The sequence below is a fragment of the Microbacterium sp. bgisy189 genome (genome assembly GCF_965345345.1).
In the GTDB taxonomy this organism is placed as follows: Bacteria; Actinomycetota; Actinomycetes; order Actinomycetales; family Microbacteriaceae; genus Microbacterium.
Map to the genome: position 1 here is coordinate 1 of NZ_CBDRMZ010000010.1, position 18,437 is coordinate 18,437.

Sequence of the window (18,437 nt, forward strand, 5' to 3'; positions counted from 1 at the left end):
CCCCCCCCCCCCCCCCCCCCCCCCCCCCCCCCCCCCCCCCCCCAGCGCCGTGCCGAGGGCGACGTACACGCTGACGGTGTTGCGGCCGACTGTCTGCGCGCTGCGCAGCGCATCGACGGCTGCGACGTGGTCACCGGCCCGAGCATGCGCTTCTGCGGCGGTGACGAACCAGACTGCCGCGCTGCCATCGTCTCCCGCCGCGGCGAAATGACGGCCGACGCGGTCCGCGGCGGCCGGGCCGATCCCTGACCGACGGGCGAGTGCGTCAGCCGCACGCGCGTGGAGGAGTCTTTCACGGGCGAGCGGAAGGCCTTCTCGGCAGACGTCGGCGACGAGCCGGTGCGCGACCCGCACCTCCGAGGCATCCGTCGCCCCGGCCACAGTGATCAGCCCCACGCCCGTGCCCTCTGCAATCGCCGCGCCGGTCTCGTCGGCGGTGCGCCCAGCGACGTCACGCAGCAGATCGGTGTCCACAGGTGTCGCGAGCACGGCCAGCGCCTCGATGATCTGCCGTGTGGTGTCGCCGACGGCGAGCAGGCGATTGAGCACCCCCGCCGCCGCTCCCTCTACGGCGGCGAGTTCCTCATCCGGTCGCGCGGGCGCGGTCACCGCCGACCGTGCAATCGCGCGATCTGCGCTCTCCGGAGCCTGGAGCGTGCCGGTGCGCACGCGCTCCATGAGCGCCTGGGTGGTCGGCAGCGGTGCGATGCCGAGCTGGGTGTCCAGCACCTCGACGAGAGTCCTGTACGCGGCGAACGCTCCGGGGCGATCACCTTGGGCCGCGAGCAGGTGGATCAGGTCGACGTGCGCCGGTTCGGCGAGAGGATCCACGGCGATCCGCCGCCGGGCGTGGCCGAGCGCATCACCGGGGCGCCCTCCGCGCAGTGCGTGAGTGACGAGCATGCCCAGCACGAGGGACAGGTCATCGCGAAGGCTCGCAGCGATGGTCACCTGCCACTGGTCGAACTCGCGCGCGTCCCGAAGCGAGAATCCGTCGAGGAAGTCGCCGGTGAAGCGCTCTGCCGCTCGGCCCCAATCCGACGAGGCATCGGAAGCTACCAGGCGTCGAAACTCGACGGCATCGCAGCGAACGCGTCCGCCGTCCAGTGAGATCGCATCCCCGTCGACGATGATCTCCGGCACCGCGGCTGCAGCGACCGAGAGCGTGCGGCGCAGTGCGGCGCGCGCATGCGACCGGTCGAGATCGGTCCAGAGGATCTCGCACAGCGCGTCGCGGCCGATGGTCCGTTCTTCGACGCTGAGGTAGGCGAGGAGTGCGACGGCCTTTCGCGTGTCGAAGCGGACGTTCACCGCATCGCGGCGCACACGGGGTGGTCCGAGCCATCGGAAGTCCAGCATGCAGGCGACGGTAGCGCTCAACCGTAACGGCGGGCAATGCTCGAGTGTCCAGCCGTAACGCTCTCGGAACGCCCGCTGTGGCACCTTCGGGGCATGCCGAAGACCAGCCGTGCGGAGAGACGTGTTATGCGCGCCGAGCAGGTCCAGCCCGCCGAGCACATCGAGATCGAGATCGACGAGCAGGATCCGGTGCTGCGCTACCTCGCCACTACCTCGGGCCCCCTCGACATCGCCGCGCTGCCCCATTCCCCTGCGACTGAGCGGATGCGGGAGCAGGGCGTTCAGGTCATCGTGCCACTGGTCACCAGCGGCGAACTGGTCGCCCTCATCGCGCTCGGCCCGCGACGGTCGGAGCGCGGATACGCCCGCAGCGACAGGCGGCTGCTCGATGCGCTCGCGCGTTACGCCGCTCCTGCGCTCCGGCTCGGGCAGATGATGCGCGCTCAGGAGCGCGAGGCGCGCGACCGCGAGCGGATCGAGCAGGAGTTGCATGTCGCTCAGCTGATCCAGCAGCAGTTCCTCCCCACCGAGCTGCCCGAGCTCGGGGGCTGGCATCTCGACGCCTTCTACATGCCGGCGCGCACCGTCGGCGGCGACTTCTACGACGTGATCGATCTCGGCGGTGACCGTGTGCTGGTCGTCGCCGGAGACGTCACCGACAAGGGCGTGCCGGCCGCGCTCGTGATGGCGAGCACACATGCACTGCTGCGCTCGGCCGCTCAGAACTCGGCGCATCCCGGCGAAGTGCTGCAGCGCGTGAACGAACTGCTCGTGACGCAGATTCCCGCCAGCATGTTCGTGACGTGCCTGGCGCTGAGCATCGATCTGACCACCGGTGCGGCGACGTTCGCGAACGCGGGACACAATCTCCCCTACGTGCGCCGTCGAAGCGGCGAGGTCGAGCAACTCTCTGCCCGCGGCATGCCGCTGGGCTTGATGCCGGGCAGTCAGTACGACGAGACCCGCACCACGATCGGGCTCGGCGAACTCCTGCTGCTCTACAGCGACGGGATCACCGAGCAGCACGACGCGCACGGAGAGATGTTCGACTACTCGCGCACCGAGGCGGTCGTTCGGAATGCGACAGGCAGCGCCGACCTGGTCCACCGTGTCACGGCCGTCCTCGCGGAGTTTCAGGGCGACGTCGAGCAGGAGGACGACATCACGCTGGTGGCGCTCCATCGGGGCGCGGCGGGCGCGAGCACCGACACGGTGCGATTCGCGGTCCCCAGTGAGCTCGGCAACGAGCGCGAAGCCATGGATCGTGTCGCGGCCATCGTCGGCGATGCTCTCGCCGCGGAGCGCCTCGACGCGCTCAAGACCGCCGTGAGCGAGATGGCGATGAACGCGATCGAGCACGGCAACCGCGCCGATCCGCGACTGGACTGCGAAGTGACGGTGCGTCGCACGGCCGAGACCGTGGTCGTGGAGATCGCCGACTTCGGCCGTGGCCGCCACGAGATGCCTGACGTCCCCGACCTCGACCTCAAGCTCGCGGGGCTCCAGTCACCCCGTGGATGGGGCCTCTTCCTCGCCCGGAGCCTCGTCGATGACATCGAGGAGTTCAGCGACGGTGACCGACACCTCGTTCGTCTGACCATGCGCGTTCGCGCGGCCGAAGGAGTCAACCGATGAGCATCGACGTCTCCGTGAAGACCCTCGAGGACGAAGCGGTCCTGCTTCTCAGTGGCCGGATCGACCGCGAAGCCGCTGCCGAACTGGAATCGGCATGGATATCGGCACGCGCGACCTCGCCGTCCACTGTCCTGCTCGACTTCAGCAGGATCGACTACATCAACTCCACCGGCATCGCACTCATCGTGGGCTTCATCACGCAGGCGCGCGCCTCCGGCGTCAGCCTCCGAGCGGCCGGGCTCACTGAGCACTACCGCCACATCTTCGATATCACCCGACTCAGCGACTACATCGAGATCGCCTAGGAGCGCAGCATGCCCGCGAATCCAGCCACATTCATCACCACCGACCTCGGATCGGGCGCAGCATCCGTCGCGGTGCATGGCGAAGTCACGAACGCGTGCGAGCAGCCGCTGCTCACCGCGCACGAGCAGGCCACGGATGCCGGCGCCCGGCGCATCGTGCTCGACTTCACGGGCATGGACTACATGAACAGCGGAGGCATCGGCCTGATCGTCACGATGCTGGTGCGTGCTCAGCGCAGGAATCAGTCCGTCGCCGCGGTCGGTCTCACCGAGCACTACCGGCAGATTTTCCAGCTCACCCGTCTCGACGAGGCGATCGGCCTGTACGACGACATCGAGACCGCGACACGGAGTTGAGGTGGCGAAGATGACGAGTTCCGAGCCGGGCCCGCGCAACGAGGGCCACTGGGCGAAGCCGGTCGATCGCCTGCACGTCGAGGGTGCGGCGAGCGAGAAGGCTTTCAACGTCGAGGGCAAGCGGGTCGCCGGCCCGCAGCAGGCATTCGGCTCCCTCTGGGACCGCACCTTCACCATCGCCCTCGGCACCGCGATCGCCGCGGAGGCGCTGGTCGCCGACTGGAAGGCGCACTTCGGCGACTTCTGGCCGAAGAATGCGACCTTCCACGCCACAGGGACGATCAAGGCCGGCGACGTCACTCCGTTGACGACCGGCGGGCTCAGCACCGGAATCCTCGTGATGTACGAGGATGACACCTCGTTCTCGTACATCACGCCGGAAGGTCACATGTTCGGCGCCATGATTACTTTCTCGGCGCGCAGTGAGGATGCCGGAACGGTCGCCGAGATCCGGATGCTGGTGCGCCCCTACGACCCGGTCATCCAGCTCATGTTCCCCATGGTCGCGAAGGTCGAAGCGGACTTCTGGAAGCAGACGCTGCGCAATATCGCCGCCAAGCACGGTGTCGCGGGGGCAGAGCCGACGGAAGTCACCGTGTGCGTGGACCGGCTGTTCATCTGGCGCAACTGGACGAACGTCTTCCACGGCGTGTTGATGAGCAACGTTCGACACCGCCTGGCCGGGCGGCGGGGATCTTCGCAATGACCGTATCCGGGCCGACCGCTCCCATCCTGCGATACGCGCTGCTCTCGCTCGGTGTGGCCGCGTTCATCGTCGTCGGCGTCATCAGCACGGTGGCCGGCTCCCCGACGATGCTCATCTCCTTCACAGGGTTCTCCGTCGTCGGGGCGCTCATCCTGGCTCGGCAGCCCCGCAACGGCGTCGGCTGGCTGCTGTTCGGCCTGGGACTCATCGCGACGGCATCCGGCCTGCTCGAGATCTTCGCCAGACAGACGGGCTCGGTCCACGTGGAAGCCATCCATACAGGCATGGCGTGGCTCGTCTGGGGGACGATGCCACTGATCGGCCTGTTCTTTCCGACAGGCAGGGTGCAGACGCGATTCGGTCAGTGGGTGCTGCGGGCCGCGATCGCGGTGGTGGGTGTGGCAGCGATCGCAGCCCTCTTCGGCGATGAGTTGGAGTCAGGTCGGGCAAACCCGCTGGCGCGCACCGCGTTGGCGGCGCAGATCGATCTGTTCAACTCCGTTCTCATCTATCCGCTGTTCTTCGTGATCGTCATCTGCATCCTCGTCGACGTCGCGGTGCGCTGGGCGCGTGCCGGCAGCGTCGAGCGCCTGCAGTACCGGTGGCTGGTGTTCGGGCTGGCCGTCGTCATCGTCGACATCATCTCCGTAGGAATCCTGTCCGCGATCCTCCCCGACGATTCGCCGTGGTTCGCGGTCTTCGGCGTGCTCGGGGTTGTCGTCAACTTCATTCCTGTGGCGATCTACATCGCCGTCAGCCGCCATGGTCTCTACGACCTCGGCCGGGTCGTCTCCCGAACCATCAGCTACGGCCTCATCCTGATGGTCGTGGTCGGGATCTACGTCGGGGTGGTGATCGGGGTCGGCTCGCTCGTCCCCGCCGACAACCCGATCCCGGTCGCCGTGGCGACCCTCATCGTCGCGTCCGTGTTCCTCCCGCTGCTGCGCTGGCTGCAGCGCGGTCTGGACCGCCGGTTCGATCGCGCGCATTACAACGCCGAAGCCGTCGTCGAGACGTTCGGCAGCCGCCTCCGCTCCGAAGTCGATCCCGACACGATAGCTCCGGAACTGCTCGCGACCGTCGATCGCACGTTCCAGCCGACCACGATCGGCCTGTGGACGAGATGATCCGCCGGACCTGGATCGCCCATGCGCTCGCCCTCTACACCCTGACCGGGTTCGTCGCCTCCTTCTTCGCTCCGGAGGATCCGATCACCGCCGCGCGCCTGGCAGAGGCCGCGGGCAGCTCGAGCGGTGAGGCTCAGTCGTGGAATTCCGTCGTCGGGCTGCTGGCGATCAGCGTGTTCCTGCTCACCACACTTGCCACAGGCTGGCTGATCGCCTGGAAGCGCCCGGGCAACTCGCTCGGCTGGGTGATCCTCGCCATCCCGGTGCTGTTCGCGACCATGCCGATCCTGACCCTCGCCGGCTACTGGCTCATCCCCGTGGATGAGACCGCCGCAGGCTGGCTCCTGCTGATTGCGGGAGCCAACGGCGAGGCGAACATGAGCTGGCTGCCGCCCATCGGACTGCTCATGACCCAGGTGCCGTTGCGATTCCCCACCGGTCGTCTGCCGTCGGCCCGATGGCGCGCGTGGTCGTGGTTCACGATCGTCTGGATCGTGATCGCGACAGCGATCGGGAGCACCGCGCCCGAGGTCGCGGCACTCGGCGTCGGCTACGGAGTCGACAGTCCTCTCGCGTTCATTGCGTGGGGCGATGCGGCCGGCGTCGTCTCCGCGATCATCTTCAGCGTGCTCGGCATCGCCTTCTTCGGATCGCTCACCTCCCTGTTCGTGCGCTATCGCAGTGCGGATGCCCAGGAGCGCACGCAGCTGCGGTGGATGTTCTGGGGGTGCGCGGTCCCGATCACCCTGCTTGTGCTCTCGTGGGCGATCAGCGGTGCGCTGTCGGCAGAGCCGTGGGCCCGCGAGATGGACGTGACGGCGTTCGTTGCGCTGTCGTACTCGTTCATTCCGCTGTCGATCCTCTTCGCCGTCCTTCGCCTCGGGCTCTATGCGATCGACCGGATCATCTCGCGGACGATCTCCTACGCCCTCGTGCTGCTCACGATCGTCGGCATCTACGTCGGGATCGTGATCGGTGTCGGGTCGCTGTTCGACGGCGCCAACCAGGTGCTGGTCGCTCTTGCGACGCTGATCGCCGCGGCGGCGTTCCTCCCCTTGATGCGCTGGCTTCAGCGCGTGCTCGATCGGCGCTTCGATCGAGCACGGTACGACGCGGAGGCCGTCGTCGAGGAGTTCGGCAGCCGCATCCAGACTCAAGTCGACCCGGAGGCCACCGTCCCCGAACTCCGGCGCGCCGTCGAGCGCACACTGCAGCCCGCGACGGTGGGCGTATGGGTGCGCGGAGCCCCGCGATGACCAGGACCGCCGTGCTCTGGCATTCGATGCTGGTCGATGACCGCATGTGGGACAAGGTCGCGCCGGCGTTCGCTCAATCCCGCTACCTGTTGCGCATCAGCGGGCCGGGCCATCTCGGCGGCCCGCCGGCGCCGCGAGGATCATCACTCGACGACTGCGTGTCACTCGCTCGGAGCGGATGATGATGATCGCGCTCCAAAGCTCATTGCGCATCGTCGGCGCAACGCGCCCGATCCGACGAACAATCGCAGCGGGCATGCTCGCCGATCAGTCGAGGAAGCAGCGAACGGCAACCGCGTACCTGGATGACTGTCTGCTTCGCGCCGACAGATCGAGTCTGGCCCGCATGATCGGGGCAGTGTCGATCCGGCGGGCCGATCTCACCCCGCTGAGCGCCGACCTGACGATGCCCACGTTGTTCGTCTCGGGTGAGGAGGACCGCGTCTGGGGGCAGGAAGCCGCCCCCAGCCTGCGCCCCGCGCAACCGCCGCGCACCGTCGTCACCGTTCCGGGAGCGCGCCACCTCACCCCGTTCGAGGCGCCGACTGCCACGATGGATCTCGTGCACGCCTTCTGGAGTCGCGTTGACTGATCTCGATGCGGTCGTGGTCGGCGCGGGGGTCAACGGGCTCGTCGCGGCGGTCGTGCTGGCTGAGGCCGGGATGCGGGTCACGGTGATCGAGGCCGAGTCGCGCCCCGGCGGGGCGCTGCGATCCGAGGAGCTCACACTTCCCGGGTTCGTCCACGACATCGGGGCTACGGTCCTCTCGCTCGGCCTCGCCTCTCCCGCGATGCGCGCGCTGGGGATCACGCCCGCGGGGGTCGAGTTCCTGCACGCTGCGGCCCCACTCGGCCACGCGATCCGGCCGGGCGAGTCGGTGCTTCTCCGCCGGTCCCATCAGGAGACCGCAGCGGGTCTGGGACGAGACGGGCGACGTTGGTCGGCCGTGCTCGGCGGTCTCGCGGACCGATGGGAGGGACTCGCCGAGTCTGTGCTCGATCTCTCCCACCTCCCGCCCCGCGCCCCGCTCACGCTGGCCAAATTCGGTCTCCATGGCGGCTGGCCGGCGTCGACGCCGATCAGGCACGGCTTCCACCAGGAGCCTGCGCGAGCCCTGTTCGCCGGTCTCGCCGCCCACTCGTTCCTGCCGCTCACAGCCCTCGGGTCATCCGCGTTTGGGATCGTGCTCGGGTCCTTCGCGCACGCCGTCGGGTGGCCGGTCGCCGCCGGCGGGTCCGAGCGACTCGTCGACGCACTCGTCGCACGGTTGCGATCGCTCGGCGGCGACGTCGTCACCGGCACTCGGATCACCGACCTCGGCCAGCTGCCGAGCGCTCGGACCGTCGTCCTCGATGTGGATGCGCGGCAGTTTGCTCGCATCGCTGGAGACCGGCTGCCGGCACGCTACCGGCGTCGGCTCGAGCGCTGGCGCTACGGACCCGCGGCCTACAAGATCGACTGGGCGCTGGATGGGCGTATCCCCTGGACCGACGAGGAACTCGCCGCTGTCGGCACCGTTCACATTGGCGGCACCGCGGAAACAGTGATCGCGTCGGAGTCCGCAGTGGCCGCCGGTCGGGTCTCAGACGATCCGTATGTGCTGCTGGTACAGGCCAGCGTCGCCGATCCGTCGCGCGCGCCGATCGGCAAGCAGACGGGCTGGGCCTACATCCACGTGCCGAACGGCTGGCGCGGCGACGCGACCGTGCTTATCGAAGATCGCATCGAACGGTTCGCACCCGGGTTCCGCGAACGCATCCTCGCCCGCCACGTCTGGACGCCGTCCGCTCTCGAAGCGTGGGACGCGAACCTCGTCGGCGGCGACATCGGCGGCGGCGCGAACGATGTCGCGCAGCTGTTCGCCCGGCCGCGCCTGTCGCACGCGCCGTGGCGCACACCGCTCCGCGGCGTCTACCTGGCATCCACTTCGGTTCTGCCTGGCGGCGGTGCGCACGGGATGGCAGGTTGGAACGCCGCCCACGACGCACTGCGCCACCTCATCTCGTGAAGCACGCCGCAGTCCCCTCAAGTGCAGTGCCCGCAAAGGAGATGGAAGCCTGACCCGGAGTGAAGTTTTGGTGCTTTACCGGGAGTTTTGGTGGACCTGAGGGGACTCGAACCCCTGACCCCCTGCATGCCATGCAGGTGCGCTACCAGCTGCGCCACAGGCCCTCTGTCGCCGTCGAGGCAACTCGTCAAGCCTACTACATGCCGAACCGTGCTGAGGACCATGCCCGCTAATCGGCGCGGGCGGGGAGCTCCACAGGAATGACCGGACAGTCCTTCCACAGACGCTCCAGCCCGTAGAAGGTGCGCTCCTCTTCGTGGAAGACGTGGACGACGAGGTCACCGAAGTCCAGAAGCACCCAGCGCGCCTGGTCGCGGCCCTCGCGGCGCAGCCGCTTGAAGCCGTTCTCCAGCATCTTGTCTTCGATCTCGTCGGCGATCGCAGCGACGTTCCGCTCACTGCGTCCACTCACGAGCAGGAAGGCATCCACGAGCGGAAGAGGCTCCGACACGTCGAGCGCGACGAAGTCCTCTCCGCCCTTGCTGTCGGCGGCGGCCGCGGCGACCTGCACCAGTTCGCGGGTCTGTTCGGTGACGGCCATCAGAGCACTCCTGTCGCGATCGCCAGAATGAGCACGCCGGCGAGGGCCAGCGCGAGGACGCCCGCGGTGATCGCGAGGGCCATCATGAGTCGGCTGCCCTTTTCGGGTGCCGGCGGACGGATGATGTCTTCTGCACTCTTGATCGTGCTGATCGCCGAGCTCGCGGCGATCGGTGTCGGGGAGGATGCTGCCGGGATCTCGCCGTCGACGAGGACGGTGTCGACGTCCTTGCCATCGGCGGATCCTGGGACCGAACCGGTCGAGCCGTAGCTGTCGGGCAGTGAGAAGGTGCCGGTGATGATCACTTCGCCCGTGGCGGTGACGGGCGACGTCAGCGACGACGTCTCAGGCGTCTGAGAGAGGATCAGCGCGTTCGTCGACGACGAGGCGCCGTTGCCCTGGCGGGAAAGCAGGCGGTCGAACGACGGCGGCAATTCGACCTCGAGTGCGACGGGAGCCGGTTCTGCGGGTGCTTCCTCGGCAGCGGGCTGGTCCTCGGCCTGTTCAGCTTCGTCCTCGGCCTGTTCAGCCTCGTCCGCCGGTTCGGTCGATTGCTCGTTCGCGTCGGCGATGTCTTCCGAGACGGCGTCCTCGACGGCATCGGATGCCGACTCGTCCGCCTTCCCCGGGGCCTCGACAGCGGCAGTCGTGTCGGTGTCGTCATCGGATGCCGGTTCGACGACGTCCTCGACGACGTCCGCGTCCTCAGCGACATCCGGTTGCGCGGCGGCCCCATCGGCCGACTCCGGCGCGATGACCGGGATCGATGCGGTGCGCAGACGCTCCTGCTGGCGCGCCTGACGCCGCGTCAGCGCAGGGATCGTGAGGTCGACGGTGGCGTCAGCGACCGGTGGCTCTCCGATCATGGGCGGTACAGCGGGGCGAGGCAACGGCGCCTCGACGGGCGCCTCTGTCGCACGGGCCTCGGCCTCCGCATGGGCGGCCGCCTCGACGTCCGGGGTGATGATCGGGGTCGAAGCGGTGTTGCGCAGCTCGCGCAGCTGTCTGCGCGTGAGTGGAGGAGTCTCCGGCTGGTCGGGTTCAGTCATGCCTTGCTCCGGTAAAGGTGATGCTTCGCAATGTATTGGACGACACCGTCCGGAACCAGGTACCACACCGGGTGTCCGGAATGTACGCGCGCCCGGCAGTCGGTCGACGAGATCGCCAGGGCGGGGATCTCGAGCACGCTCACGTCGTCGCTGGGCAAGTCGGCCACGTTCAAGACGTGCCCCGGTCGCGACACGGCCACGAAATGGGCGAGGTCCCAGAGTCCATCATGATCGCGCCAGCTGAGGATCTGCGCAATGGCGTCCGCACCGGTGATGAAGAAGAGCTCGGCGTCGGGCCGCTGCGCCTTCAGATCGCGGAGGGTGTCGATCGTATAGGTCGGGCCGGAGCGGTCGATGTCGACCCGGCTCACCGTGAACTGCGGATTCGACGCGGTCGCGATGACCGTCATCAGATAGCGGTGCTCGCTCTCGGTGACATCGTCCTTCTGCCACGGCTCCCCCGTGGGCACGAACACGACCTCATCGAGACCGAACGACTGTGCGACCTCACTGGCCGCCACGAGGTGCCCATGATGGATGGGGTCGAACGTGCCACCCATGACCCCGATGCGGGGTCTGCGCGCGGAAGCCATCCGACCGGCCTCAGTGGTGGCCGTGCCCCGCCTGCAGTTCGGCGGCGTGCGACTTCGCGTAGGCCTCGGCCTTCTGCGAGTGGCGGTTCGCCACGTTGCGGAACGAGATGGTGACCAGCCCGAGCGCCAAGAAGATGACGAGGGCGATGATGCCGAAACCGACGTTGTCGAACAAGCCGACGTGGTGCTCCCCCTCGGCAGCGGCGAGGACGGCGGTTGTGGCGAAGGTCATTCCGGCTCCGATCGTGGTGGCGACGTGCGCTGTTCAGTCTATGCGTTCACGGGCGGATCTGCCCGTCGCCGCGCGCCAGCCACTTCGTGCTGGTGAGCTCTGGCAGGCCCATCGGGCCACGGGCGTGGAGCTTCTGCGTCGAGATGCCGACCTCTGCGCCGAATCCGAACTCGCCCCCATCGGTGAAGCGGGTCGACGCATTGGCCATCACCACGGCCGCGTCGACCTCTGCGAGGAATCGCTCGGCGCGTGCTGTGTCGTCCGTGATGATCGACTCGGTGTGCTGTGTGGAGTAAGTACGAATGTGCTCGAGCGCCGCATCCAGATCATCCACGACCCGCATCGAGAGGTCGAGGCTCATGTGCTCGGTGGCCCAATCGGCGTCTGTCGCGGGAACGGCAGACGGCACGAGCGCACGCACTGCCTCGTCTCCGTGGATCGTCACACCGGCGTCGATGAGTCCGGCGGCGACGGCGGGGACGAGGCGATCGGCCGCGTCGGCGAGCACGAGCACCGTCTCGACCGCGTTGCACACACTCGGGCGCTGGGCTTTCGCATTCACGACGATCTCACGCGCCCGCTCGGTCGGCGCCGTGCTGTCGAGCACGATGTGCACGACGCCCGCGCCGGTCTCGATGACCGGGACCGACGACTCGGTCACGACCGTCTCGATCAGTGCCGCGCTCCCCCGCGGAACCAGCACATCGACCAGCCCGCGCGCCTGCATGAGCGCCCGGGCGCCGTCGCGACCGAAGTCGTCGACGGTCTGGATGGCCTCGGGGTCGACACCGGCATCCGCCAGCGCGCTGCGCATCGTGGTGACGAGCGCCTGATTCGTGTGCAACGCGGCGGTGCCGCCGCGGAGGACGACCGCGTTGCCGGAGCGCAGCGCGAGTGCCGCGATGTCGACGGTGACGTTCGGTCGAGCCTCGTAGATCGAACCGACCACGCCGAACGGCACGGACACCTTTTGCAGGTGCAGCCCGTTGGGCAGCGTGCGCTCGTCGAGCACGCGCCCCACCGGGTCGGGCAGCGTGGCGACGGCGCGCACGGCGTCGGCGAGGGCCTGCACGCGGCCGGCATCCAGGGTCAGTCGGTCGAGCAGCCCCGTCGAGATGCCGTCCGTGCGACCGCGTTCCAGGTCGACGGCGTTGGCTGCGACGATCTCGCTGCTGTCGCGTTCGATGGCCGACGCGATGCCGTCGAGCAGTGCGGTCTTCGCCGCGTCGTCCAGCAGTGCGACGCGGCGGGAGGCGGCGCGCGCGAGCTCCATGCGCTCCTGGGCGGAGCGGGCGGCGATGGTCGTCGTCATGTCGCCAGTCTATCGGCGGCCCGCGTGCTCAGACGGTGCGCACCGAGCCCGTCCCAGACACCTGGGGCGCGTCGAGGGCCGGCGCGAACCAGGTGCCCACCGCGGCACCGTCCAGCGCTTCGGCGATGAGGTCGGCGCTCGTGACCAGCGTGCCCACACCCGCGTGCGCGGCCAGGCGAGCGGCCGTCGCCTTCGTCGCAGCACCGCCGGTGCCGACGCTGTTGACGACCACCGAGCCGAACTCGTACCCGGAGAGATCGTCGTCGGCATCCACCCGGTCGATCGGCCGCGCCCCCGGTTCACCGGGCGGGCGCGTGTACAGGCTCTCGATGTCGCTCAGCAGAATCAGCGCGTCCGCACCGATCAGCTGCGCGACGAGCGCCGCGAGCCGGTCGTTGTCGCCGAAGCGGATCTCGTGGGTCGCGACGGTGTCGTTCTCATTGACGATCGGCAGGATTCGAAGTCCCAGCAGACGGTCGAGCGCGCGACGCGCGTTGGAACGGTGTGTCGGGTTCTCGAGGTCGCCCGCCGTCAACAGGACCTGACCGGCGAGGATGCGAAACCGGTCCAGGGAGGTCTGATAGCGCCACATGAGCACGTTCTGCCCGACGGCGGCAGCGGCCTGCTGCGTCGCGAGATCGTTGGGGCGCCCGCCCAGATCGAGGAACGGGATCGCCGTGGCGATCGCACCGGACGAGACGAGCACCACCTCGGTGCCGCGACCGTGCACCGTCGAAATCGCCTCGACGAGAGGATCGATGCGAAAGGCCGCGTCGCCACTGATGGACGACGAGCCGACCTTGACGACGACACGACGAGCTGCGGGGATATCCGCGCGCTCGAGCACGGTCATTCGTCGTCCTCGTCGTCCCAGGTCGCGCCGGCGACGCGTTCGCGCTCGAGCTCCGCGCGTGCCTCGGCCTTCGCATCCATGCGGTCGTGGTACCGCTCGCGACGCTGCGACGTGGTGCGCCGCGGGTTGAGATCCAGACGCGGATCGGTGCCACGCGGCGCCGTCATGAGCTCCGCGGCAGAACTGAGCGACGGATGCCAGTCGAACACGATGCCGTCGCCGGGGCCGATGACGACCGTGGAACCGGCCTGTGCGCCTACGCGGAACAGCTCGTCCTCGACGCCGAGCTTCTCGAGCCGGTCCGCCAGGAAGCCGACAGCCTCCTCGTTCTGGAAGTCGGTCTGCTGCACCCAGCGCACCGGCTTTGCGCCGAGGATGCGATAGATGTTGCCGTACGTGCCGCCCTCGACGCGGATCTCGAACTCGCGTTCGGCGCCCTTGGGGCGGATCACGACACGCTCCGGCGGCACGTCCACGGCCTGCGCGGTGCGGTGCTGCGAGATGATGTCGCCGAGCGCGAACGAGAGCTGCCGCAAGCCTTCGTGGCTGACGGTCGAGATCTCGAACACCCGGTAGCCGCGCGCTTCGAGGTCGGGCCGGACGAGATCGGCAAGATCCTTCGCCTCGGGCACGTCGACCTTGTTGAGCGCGATGAGCTGCGGGCGTTCGAGCAGCGGCACCTGTCCTTCGGGCACGGGATAGTTCTCGAGTTCGCGCAGGATGACGTCGAGATCGCTCAGCGGGTCTCGCCCGGGTTCGAGGGTCGCGCAGTCGAGCACGTGGACGAGCGCGGTGCACCGCTCGACGTGCCGCAGGAACTCGAGCCCGAGGCCGCGGCCCTCGCTGGCTCCCTCGATGAGGCCGGGGACGTCGGCGACGGTGAAGCGGACGTCGCCGGCCTGGACGACACCGAGGTTCGGGTGCAGCGTCGTGAACGGGTAGTCGGCGATCTTCGGTCGCGCTGCTGAGACGGCCGCGATGAGACTGGACTTGCCCGCGGAGGGGAATCCGACGAGTGCAACGTCGGCGACGGTCTTCAGTTCGAGCTGGACATCGCCCTCCCAGCCCGGCGTGCCGAGCAGCGCGAAGCCGGGTGCCTTGCGCTTGGGTGAGGCCAGCGCCGCATTACCCAGCCCACCCTGCCCGCCGGGAGCGACGACGAAGCGCATCCCGGGGGTGACGAGGTCGGCGAGCACGTCGCCGTCTTCGGTCTTGACGACGGTGCCCACCGGCACCGACAGGTCGAGGTGCTCGCCCGCGGCGCCGGAGCGGTTGTCACCCATGCCGAACCCACCGTTGCCCGCCGAGCGGTGCGGCGAGTGGTGGTACGACAGCAACGTGGTGACCTGGGGGTCCGCGACGAGGACGACGTCACCGCCGTTGCCGCCGTTGCCGCCGTCGGGGCCGGCCAGCGGCTTGAACTTCTCGCGGCGCACCGAGACGCAGCCGTTTCCGCCCTTGCCTGCGCGCAAGTGCAGCGTGACGCGGTCGACGAAGGTCACCATGCCTGTCTCCCTCGGTCGATGTCAGGTGGATACAGGTGAGGGGCGAGCCGAAGCCCGCCCCTCACCGAGAAATCGTGTGGCTTACTCGGCCGCTGCGACGATGTTGACGACCTTGCGGCCGCCCTTCGCGCCGAACTCGACCGCACCTGCGGCCAGTGCGAACAGCGTGTCGTCGCCACCGCGGCCGACGTTGGCGCCGGGGTGGAAGTGGGTGCCGCGCTGACGGACGAGGATCTCGCCGGCGTTGACGGTCTGGCCGCCGAAACGCTTCACGCCGAGGCGCTGTGCGTTGGAGTCACGACCGTTGCGGGTGGAGCTTGCGCCCTTCTTGTGTGCCATGTCTGTGTCTCCCTGGCTTACTTGATGCCGGTGATCTTGACGCGCGTGAGGTCCTGACGGTGGCCCTGGCGCTTCTTGTAACCGGTCTTGTTCTTGAACTTCTGGATGATGATCTTCGGGCCGCGCTCCTCGCCGAGGACCTCAGCGGTGACCTTGACCTTCGCGAGCTTGTCGGCGTCGGTCGTCACGGCGTCGCCGTCGACGAAGAGGACGGCGGGAAGCTCGATCTTGTCGCCGACCTTCGCCTGCTGGCGGTCGAGCACGACGATGGTGCCGACTTCGACCTTCTCCTGACGGCCGCCGGCGCGCACAACTGCGTAAACCACTTCACACCTTGTTTCTTCTGTTGGAGCGCACGGCTCCGGTTTGTCCTGTGAGACTGGGAAGTCCTGGTGCGGAAGCTGAGCTCGGTCGCCATAGGCCTGCGACACGTGACGCACCAAGGGTCGAGTTTACCGGATGCGGAACGTGAGAGCAAAAGCGCGCCGCAGCGTGTTGCTCGCGGCTTACGATCACGGGATGACCATCCTCGTCGACGACCCACGCTGGCCCGCACACGGGCGGCTGTGGGCGCACCTGGTCAGCGACAGCGACCTCGACGAACTGCATGTTTTCGCGGCGGCGAACGGCATCCCGCGTCGCGCATTCGACCTCGACCACTACGACGTTCCGGACGACGCAGTCGGGCGGCTGGTCGCGGCCGGCGCCGTACCCGTGTCAGGGCACGAACTCGTGCGGCGGTTGATCGCCTCGGGTCTGCGCGTCACCGCCCGCGAACGTCGGGGGCGGTGACCCACTCACTCCACGTCGGGCGTCGCTGACACCGGCGTGCCGCTGAGTGCGGCAGTCGTGACCCGGCGACGACCGCGGCCCTGGCCCGGTGCTTTCGGCTCGGGGAGGGCGTTCAGCACCGAGTCGAGCAGCATGTCGGTCTCGGTCTTGGGAGCGCCGGCATCCGCCTTCTTGCGACGCGGCTTCTTCGGCCGTTCGACGGGGGCTTCTTCTTCGACGACGGGCGCGGCATCCGGCACCGGATGGATCGTGGATGCCGCGATCTGCGCGAGCGCCGACTTCGCACCCTCGGTGATCACGTGCGTCCCGCCGTTCGATGCGGGCGGCGTCGAGCCGCCACCGTTGGAGGCGTTCGAACCGTTCGAGCCGCGCGAGCGACGCTGGCCGCCGTTCTGCTGCGGTGAGCGGTGCTTGACGACGGGATCGTGGTGCACGATGACGCCGCGGCCGGCGCACACTTCGCAGGCCTCGCTGAAGGTCTCGAGCAGCCCGAGACCGAGCTTCTTGCGCGTCATCTGGACGAGGCCGAGCGAGGTCACCTCGGCGACCTGGTGCTTCGTGCGGTCACGGCTCAGGCATTCGACGAGTCGCCGCAGCACAAGGTCGCGGTTCGACTCGAGCACCATGTCGATGAAGTCGACGACGATGATGCCGCCGATGTCGCGCAGGCGCAGCTGGCGGACGATCTCCTCGGCCGCCTCGAGGTTGTTCTTGGTGACCGTCTCTTCGAGGTTGCCGCCCGATCCGACGAACTTGCCGGTGTTGACGTCGACGACGGTCATCGCCTCGGTGCGGTCGATCACGAGCGAACCGCCGGAGGGCAGCCAGACCTTGCGGTCGAGCGCCTTCTCGATCTGCTCGGTGACGCGGTGGGCGTCGAAGGGATCCTGTTCGTCTTCGTACTTCTCGACCCGCTCGAGCAGATCGGGCGCCACGCCCTTGAGGTACGAGGTGATGGTCGACATCGCCTCGTCGCCCTGGATGAGCATCTTCGAGAAGTCCTCGTTGAACACATCGCGCACGATCTTGACCAACAGGTCGGGCTCAGAGTGCAGCAGCGACGGCGCCTGCCCCGACTCGGACTGCGTGCTGATGTGCTCCCACTGGGACGTCAGGCGCTGCACGTCGCGGGTGAGCTGCTCCTCGGTGGCTCCCTCGGCTGCGGTGCGCACGATGACACCGGAGGACTCGGGCAGCACCTCCTTGAGGATCTTCTTCAAGCGCGCGCGCTCGGTGTCGGGGAGCTTCCGCGAGATGCCGTTCATGGCGCCGCCGGGCACATACACGAGGTAACGGCCGGGCAGTGAGATCTGGCTGGTCAGACGGGCGCCCTTGTGGCCGACCGGGTCCTTCGTGACCTGAACGAGCACCTTGTCGCCAGACTTCAGCGCCAGTTCGATGCGTCGCGGCTGGTTGCCGGTCTCGACGGCGTCCCAGTCCACCTCGCCTGAGTAGAGCACGGCGTTGCGGCCGCGCCCGATGTCGACGAAGGCGGCCTCCATGCTCGGCAGGACGTTCTGCACGCGACCGAGGTAGACGTTGCCGATGAGCGATGCGTCCTGGTTGCGGGCCACGTAGTGCTCGACGAGCACGTTGTCTTCGAGGACCGCGATCTGCACGCGACCGTTCTTGGAGCGGACGATCATGACGCGGTCGACCGCTTCGCGACGTGCGAGGAACTCGGCCTCGGTGACGACCGCGCGACGGCGACCGGCCTCACGGCCGTCACGACGGCGCTGCTTCTTCGCCTCGAGACGAGTCGATCCCTTGATGCGCTGCGGTTCGGTGACGACCTCGACGGCGCGACGGCGCGGTGATCCGCCGCCGCTGTCGGCGCTGGATCCGGAGTCGTCGCCGCCTCCCCCACCGCGACGCCGGCGTCGACGCGAAGATCCGCCAGATGCCGCCTGGTCGTCTCCGTCGGATTCGTCTTCGGGTCGGGCCGGGAGCGGCACGATCGCCGGTGCATAGAACATCAGCTGGGTCGAGACCGCCGAGACGAAGTTCTCGGGCAGGAGTCCGAGCGAGACCGCGGTCACGGGTGTCTCCGCCTCGGGCTCGGCTGCTTCCGCCTCGGGCTCGGCTGCTTCCGCCTCGGGCTCGGCTGCTTCCGCCTCGGGCTCGGCTGCTTCCGCCTCGGGCTCGGCCGCGTCAGGCTCGGCCGCGTCAGGCTCGGCCGCTGCGGGCGCTTCGTCGGTGGCCGGCGCCTCAGCGGTCGTGGCCTCCTCCGGGAAGGTCAGCGTCGGCGCCTCAACGTCGGTCGCATCGGAGTCGGGTGTCGTGTTGTTCTCGTCGGCCATCACTGGCGTACTCCTCGCGGGAGGCCGTGCCGTCCCGCTCATGTATCTGGCGGCGCCGCTGCGGTGAGCTGGTGCCGCGAATGCCATCGGTCTGCAGGCGGCGCGAG

The 18,437-nt window shown here is 68.5% G+C and carries 21 protein-coding genes and 1 tRNA gene; 10 read left to right on the forward strand and 12 right to left on the reverse strand.

Translation table 11 applies throughout. From position 1 onward, the window contains the following. A partial coding sequence (locus tag ACSF8R_RS12120) for a BTAD domain-containing putative transcriptional regulator (protein ID WP_434812134.1) occupies window positions 1-1,326 on the reverse strand: 1,326 nt, incomplete at its 3' end. 159 nt (window positions 1,327-1,485) lie between these two features. On the opposite strand from ACSF8R_RS12120, the gene ACSF8R_RS12125 reads away from it, so the two are divergent. The 9 genes from ACSF8R_RS12125 to ACSF8R_RS12165 all read left to right on the forward strand — a co-directional run bounded on the left by ACSF8R_RS12125 (window position 1,486) and on the right by ACSF8R_RS12165 (window position 8,754). Beyond that, window positions 1,486-2,994, forward strand: a complete 1,509-nt coding sequence (locus ACSF8R_RS12125; protein WP_434812135.1) for an ATP-binding SpoIIE family protein phosphatase — start codon at window positions 1,486-1,488, stop codon at window positions 2,992-2,994. Further along, the gene (locus tag ACSF8R_RS12130; protein ID WP_434812136.1) at window positions 2,991-3,299 is read left to right on the forward strand and encodes an STAS domain-containing protein; all 309 of its coding nucleotides are present in this window, start codon (window positions 2,991-2,993) and stop codon (window positions 3,297-3,299) included. Before ACSF8R_RS12125 ends, ACSF8R_RS12130 begins: the two co-directional genes overlap by 4 nt. Before the next feature lie 9 nt (window positions 3,300-3,308). Further along, a complete protein-coding gene (locus ACSF8R_RS12135) occupies window positions 3,309-3,656 on the forward strand; it encodes an STAS domain-containing protein (RefSeq protein ID WP_312677308.1) in 348 nt (115 codons plus the stop codon). Between the two features lie 10 nt (window positions 3,657-3,666). After that, window positions 3,667-4,362, forward strand: coding sequence for a hypothetical protein (locus tag ACSF8R_RS12140; protein WP_312677310.1), 696 nt, complete (start codon window positions 3,667-3,669; stop codon window positions 4,360-4,362). Then, window positions 4,359-5,489, forward strand: a complete 1,131-nt coding sequence (locus ACSF8R_RS12145; RefSeq protein WP_434812137.1) for a hypothetical protein — start codon at window positions 4,359-4,361, stop codon at window positions 5,487-5,489. Before ACSF8R_RS12140 ends, ACSF8R_RS12145 begins: the two co-directional genes overlap by 4 nt. Next, entirely contained in the window at window positions 5,477-6,745 is a 1,269-nt protein-coding gene (locus ACSF8R_RS12150) for a hypothetical protein (protein WP_434812138.1), read from the forward strand. The genes ACSF8R_RS12145 and ACSF8R_RS12150 overlap by 13 nt, the downstream gene beginning before the upstream one ends. After that, on the forward strand, window positions 6,742-6,927 hold the full coding sequence (locus ACSF8R_RS12155; protein ID WP_434812139.1) for a hypothetical protein: 186 nt from the start codon (window positions 6,742-6,744) through the stop codon (window positions 6,925-6,927). Before ACSF8R_RS12150 ends, ACSF8R_RS12155 begins: the two co-directional genes overlap by 4 nt. 164 nt (window positions 6,928-7,091) lie before the next feature. Further along, the gene (locus tag ACSF8R_RS12160) at window positions 7,092-7,337 is read left to right on the forward strand and encodes an alpha/beta fold hydrolase (RefSeq protein WP_434812140.1); all 246 of its coding nucleotides are present in this window, start codon (window positions 7,092-7,094) and stop codon (window positions 7,335-7,337) included. Beyond that, window positions 7,330-8,754: a phytoene desaturase family protein gene (locus ACSF8R_RS12165; RefSeq protein WP_434812141.1), complete on the forward strand. Its 1,425-nt coding sequence runs from the start codon at window positions 7,330-7,332 to the stop codon at window positions 8,752-8,754. The genes ACSF8R_RS12160 and ACSF8R_RS12165 overlap by 8 nt, the downstream gene beginning before the upstream one ends. An 88-nt stretch (window positions 8,755-8,842) precedes the next feature. Here ACSF8R_RS12165 and ACSF8R_RS12170 read toward each other — a convergent pair. From ACSF8R_RS12170 to rplU, 10 genes are all read right to left on the reverse strand, one after another. Continuing rightward, window positions 8,843-8,918: transfer RNA gene (locus tag ACSF8R_RS12170), tRNA-Ala, on the reverse strand. A gap of 65 nt (window positions 8,919-8,983) precedes the next feature. Continuing rightward, a complete protein-coding gene (rsfS, locus tag ACSF8R_RS12175) occupies window positions 8,984-9,355 on the reverse strand; it encodes a ribosome silencing factor (protein WP_434812142.1) in 372 nt (123 codons plus the stop codon). Beyond that, the gene (locus tag ACSF8R_RS12180; RefSeq protein WP_434812143.1) at window positions 9,355-10,404 is read right to left on the reverse strand and encodes a hypothetical protein; all 1,050 of its coding nucleotides are present in this window, start codon (window positions 10,402-10,404) and stop codon (window positions 9,355-9,357) included. The genes rsfS and ACSF8R_RS12180 overlap by 1 nt, the downstream gene beginning before the upstream one ends. Further along, window positions 10,401-10,997 carry a nicotinate-nucleotide adenylyltransferase gene (nadD, locus tag ACSF8R_RS12185; RefSeq protein ID WP_434812144.1) on the reverse strand — a complete coding sequence of 199 codons (597 nt, stop codon included), beginning with the start codon at window positions 10,995-10,997 and terminating at the stop codon, window positions 10,401-10,403. The genes ACSF8R_RS12180 and nadD overlap by 4 nt, the downstream gene beginning before the upstream one ends. Window positions 10,998-11,007: 10 nt before the next feature. Continuing rightward, the gene (locus tag ACSF8R_RS12190) at window positions 11,008-11,229 is read right to left on the reverse strand and encodes a hypothetical protein (protein ID WP_434812145.1); all 222 of its coding nucleotides are present in this window, start codon (window positions 11,227-11,229) and stop codon (window positions 11,008-11,010) included. A 46-nt stretch (window positions 11,230-11,275) separates the two neighbouring features. Further along, entirely contained in the window at window positions 11,276-12,541 is a 1,266-nt protein-coding gene (locus ACSF8R_RS12195; RefSeq protein ID WP_434812146.1) for a glutamate-5-semialdehyde dehydrogenase, read from the reverse strand. Window positions 12,542-12,569: 28 nt separating this feature from the next. Further along, window positions 12,570-13,394, reverse strand: coding sequence for a glutamate 5-kinase (gene proB, locus ACSF8R_RS12200; RefSeq protein WP_434812147.1), 825 nt, complete (start codon window positions 13,392-13,394; stop codon window positions 12,570-12,572). After that, window positions 13,391-14,899, reverse strand: a complete 1,509-nt coding sequence (gene obgE / locus ACSF8R_RS12205; RefSeq protein WP_434812148.1) for a GTPase ObgE — start codon at window positions 14,897-14,899, stop codon at window positions 13,391-13,393. Before obgE ends, proB begins: the two co-directional genes overlap by 4 nt. 81 nt (window positions 14,900-14,980) lie before the next feature. Further along, complete coding sequence (rpmA, locus tag ACSF8R_RS12210) at window positions 14,981-15,238, reverse strand: 50S ribosomal protein L27 (RefSeq protein ID WP_434812149.1); 258 nt, start codon at window positions 15,236-15,238, stop codon at window positions 14,981-14,983. A 17-nt stretch (window positions 15,239-15,255) separates the two neighbouring features. Then, window positions 15,256-15,564 (reverse strand): 50S ribosomal protein L21, encoded by a 309-nt coding sequence (gene rplU / locus ACSF8R_RS12215; protein WP_434812150.1) that lies wholly within the window; start codon window positions 15,562-15,564, stop codon window positions 15,256-15,258. A 193-nt stretch (window positions 15,565-15,757) separates the two neighbouring features. On the opposite strand from rplU, the gene ACSF8R_RS12220 reads away from it, so the two are divergent. Next, a complete protein-coding gene (locus tag ACSF8R_RS12220) occupies window positions 15,758-16,030 on the forward strand; it encodes a DUF4031 domain-containing protein (RefSeq protein WP_434812151.1) in 273 nt (90 codons plus the stop codon). Window positions 16,031-16,035: 5 nt separating this feature from the next. On the opposite strand, the gene ACSF8R_RS12225 is transcribed toward ACSF8R_RS12220, so the two are convergent. Further along, complete coding sequence (locus ACSF8R_RS12225; protein WP_434812152.1) at window positions 16,036-18,330, reverse strand: Rne/Rng family ribonuclease; 2,295 nt, start codon at window positions 18,328-18,330, stop codon at window positions 16,036-16,038. Window positions 18,331-18,437 lie beyond the last annotated feature (107 nt).

Coding starts and splice junctions, on each gene's coding strand:
- ACSF8R_RS12125 (WP_434812135.1), top strand. CDS start 1,486: ATGCGCGCCGAGCAGGTCCAGCCCGCCGAGCACATCGAGATCGAGATC.
- ACSF8R_RS12130 (WP_434812136.1), top strand. CDS start 2,991: ATGAGCATCGACGTCTCCGTGAAGACCCTCGAGGACGAAGCGGTCCTG.
- ACSF8R_RS12135 (WP_312677308.1), top strand. CDS start 3,309: ATGCCCGCGAATCCAGCCACATTCATCACCACCGACCTCGGATCGGGC.
- ACSF8R_RS12140 (WP_312677310.1), top strand. CDS start 3,667: ATGACGAGTTCCGAGCCGGGCCCGCGCAACGAGGGCCACTGGGCGAAG.
- ACSF8R_RS12145 (WP_434812137.1), top strand. CDS start 4,359: ATGACCGTATCCGGGCCGACCGCTCCCATCCTGCGATACGCGCTGCTC.
- ACSF8R_RS12155 (WP_434812139.1), top strand. CDS start 6,742: ATGACCAGGACCGCCGTGCTCTGGCATTCGATGCTGGTCGATGACCGC.
- ACSF8R_RS12160 (WP_434812140.1), top strand. CDS start 7,092: ATGATCGGGGCAGTGTCGATCCGGCGGGCCGATCTCACCCCGCTGAGC.
- rsfS (WP_434812142.1), bottom strand. CDS start 9,355: ATGGCCGTCACCGAACAGACCCGCGAACTGGTGCAGGTCGCCGCGGCC.
- ACSF8R_RS12180 (WP_434812143.1), bottom strand. CDS start 10,404: ATGACTGAACCCGACCAGCCGGAGACTCCTCCACTCACGCGCAGACAG.
- nadD (WP_434812144.1), bottom strand. CDS start 10,997: ATGGCTTCCGCGCGCAGACCCCGCATCGGGGTCATGGGTGGCACGTTC.
- ACSF8R_RS12190 (WP_434812145.1), bottom strand. CDS start 11,229: ATGACCTTCGCCACAACCGCCGTCCTCGCCGCTGCCGAGGGGGAGCAC.
- ACSF8R_RS12195 (WP_434812146.1), bottom strand. CDS start 12,541: ATGACGACGACCATCGCCGCCCGCTCCGCCCAGGAGCGCATGGAGCTC.
- proB (WP_434812147.1), bottom strand. CDS start 13,394: ATGACCGTGCTCGAGCGCGCGGATATCCCCGCAGCTCGTCGTGTCGTC.
- obgE (WP_434812148.1), bottom strand. CDS start 14,899: ATGGTGACCTTCGTCGACCGCGTCACGCTGCACTTGCGCGCAGGCAAG.
- rpmA (WP_434812149.1), bottom strand. CDS start 15,238: ATGGCACACAAGAAGGGCGCAAGCTCCACCCGCAACGGTCGTGACTCC.
- ACSF8R_RS12220 (WP_434812151.1), top strand. CDS start 15,758: ATGACCATCCTCGTCGACGACCCACGCTGGCCCGCACACGGGCGGCTG.
- ACSF8R_RS12225 (WP_434812152.1), bottom strand. CDS start 18,330: ATGGCCGACGAGAACAACACGACACCCGACTCCGATGCGACCGACGTT.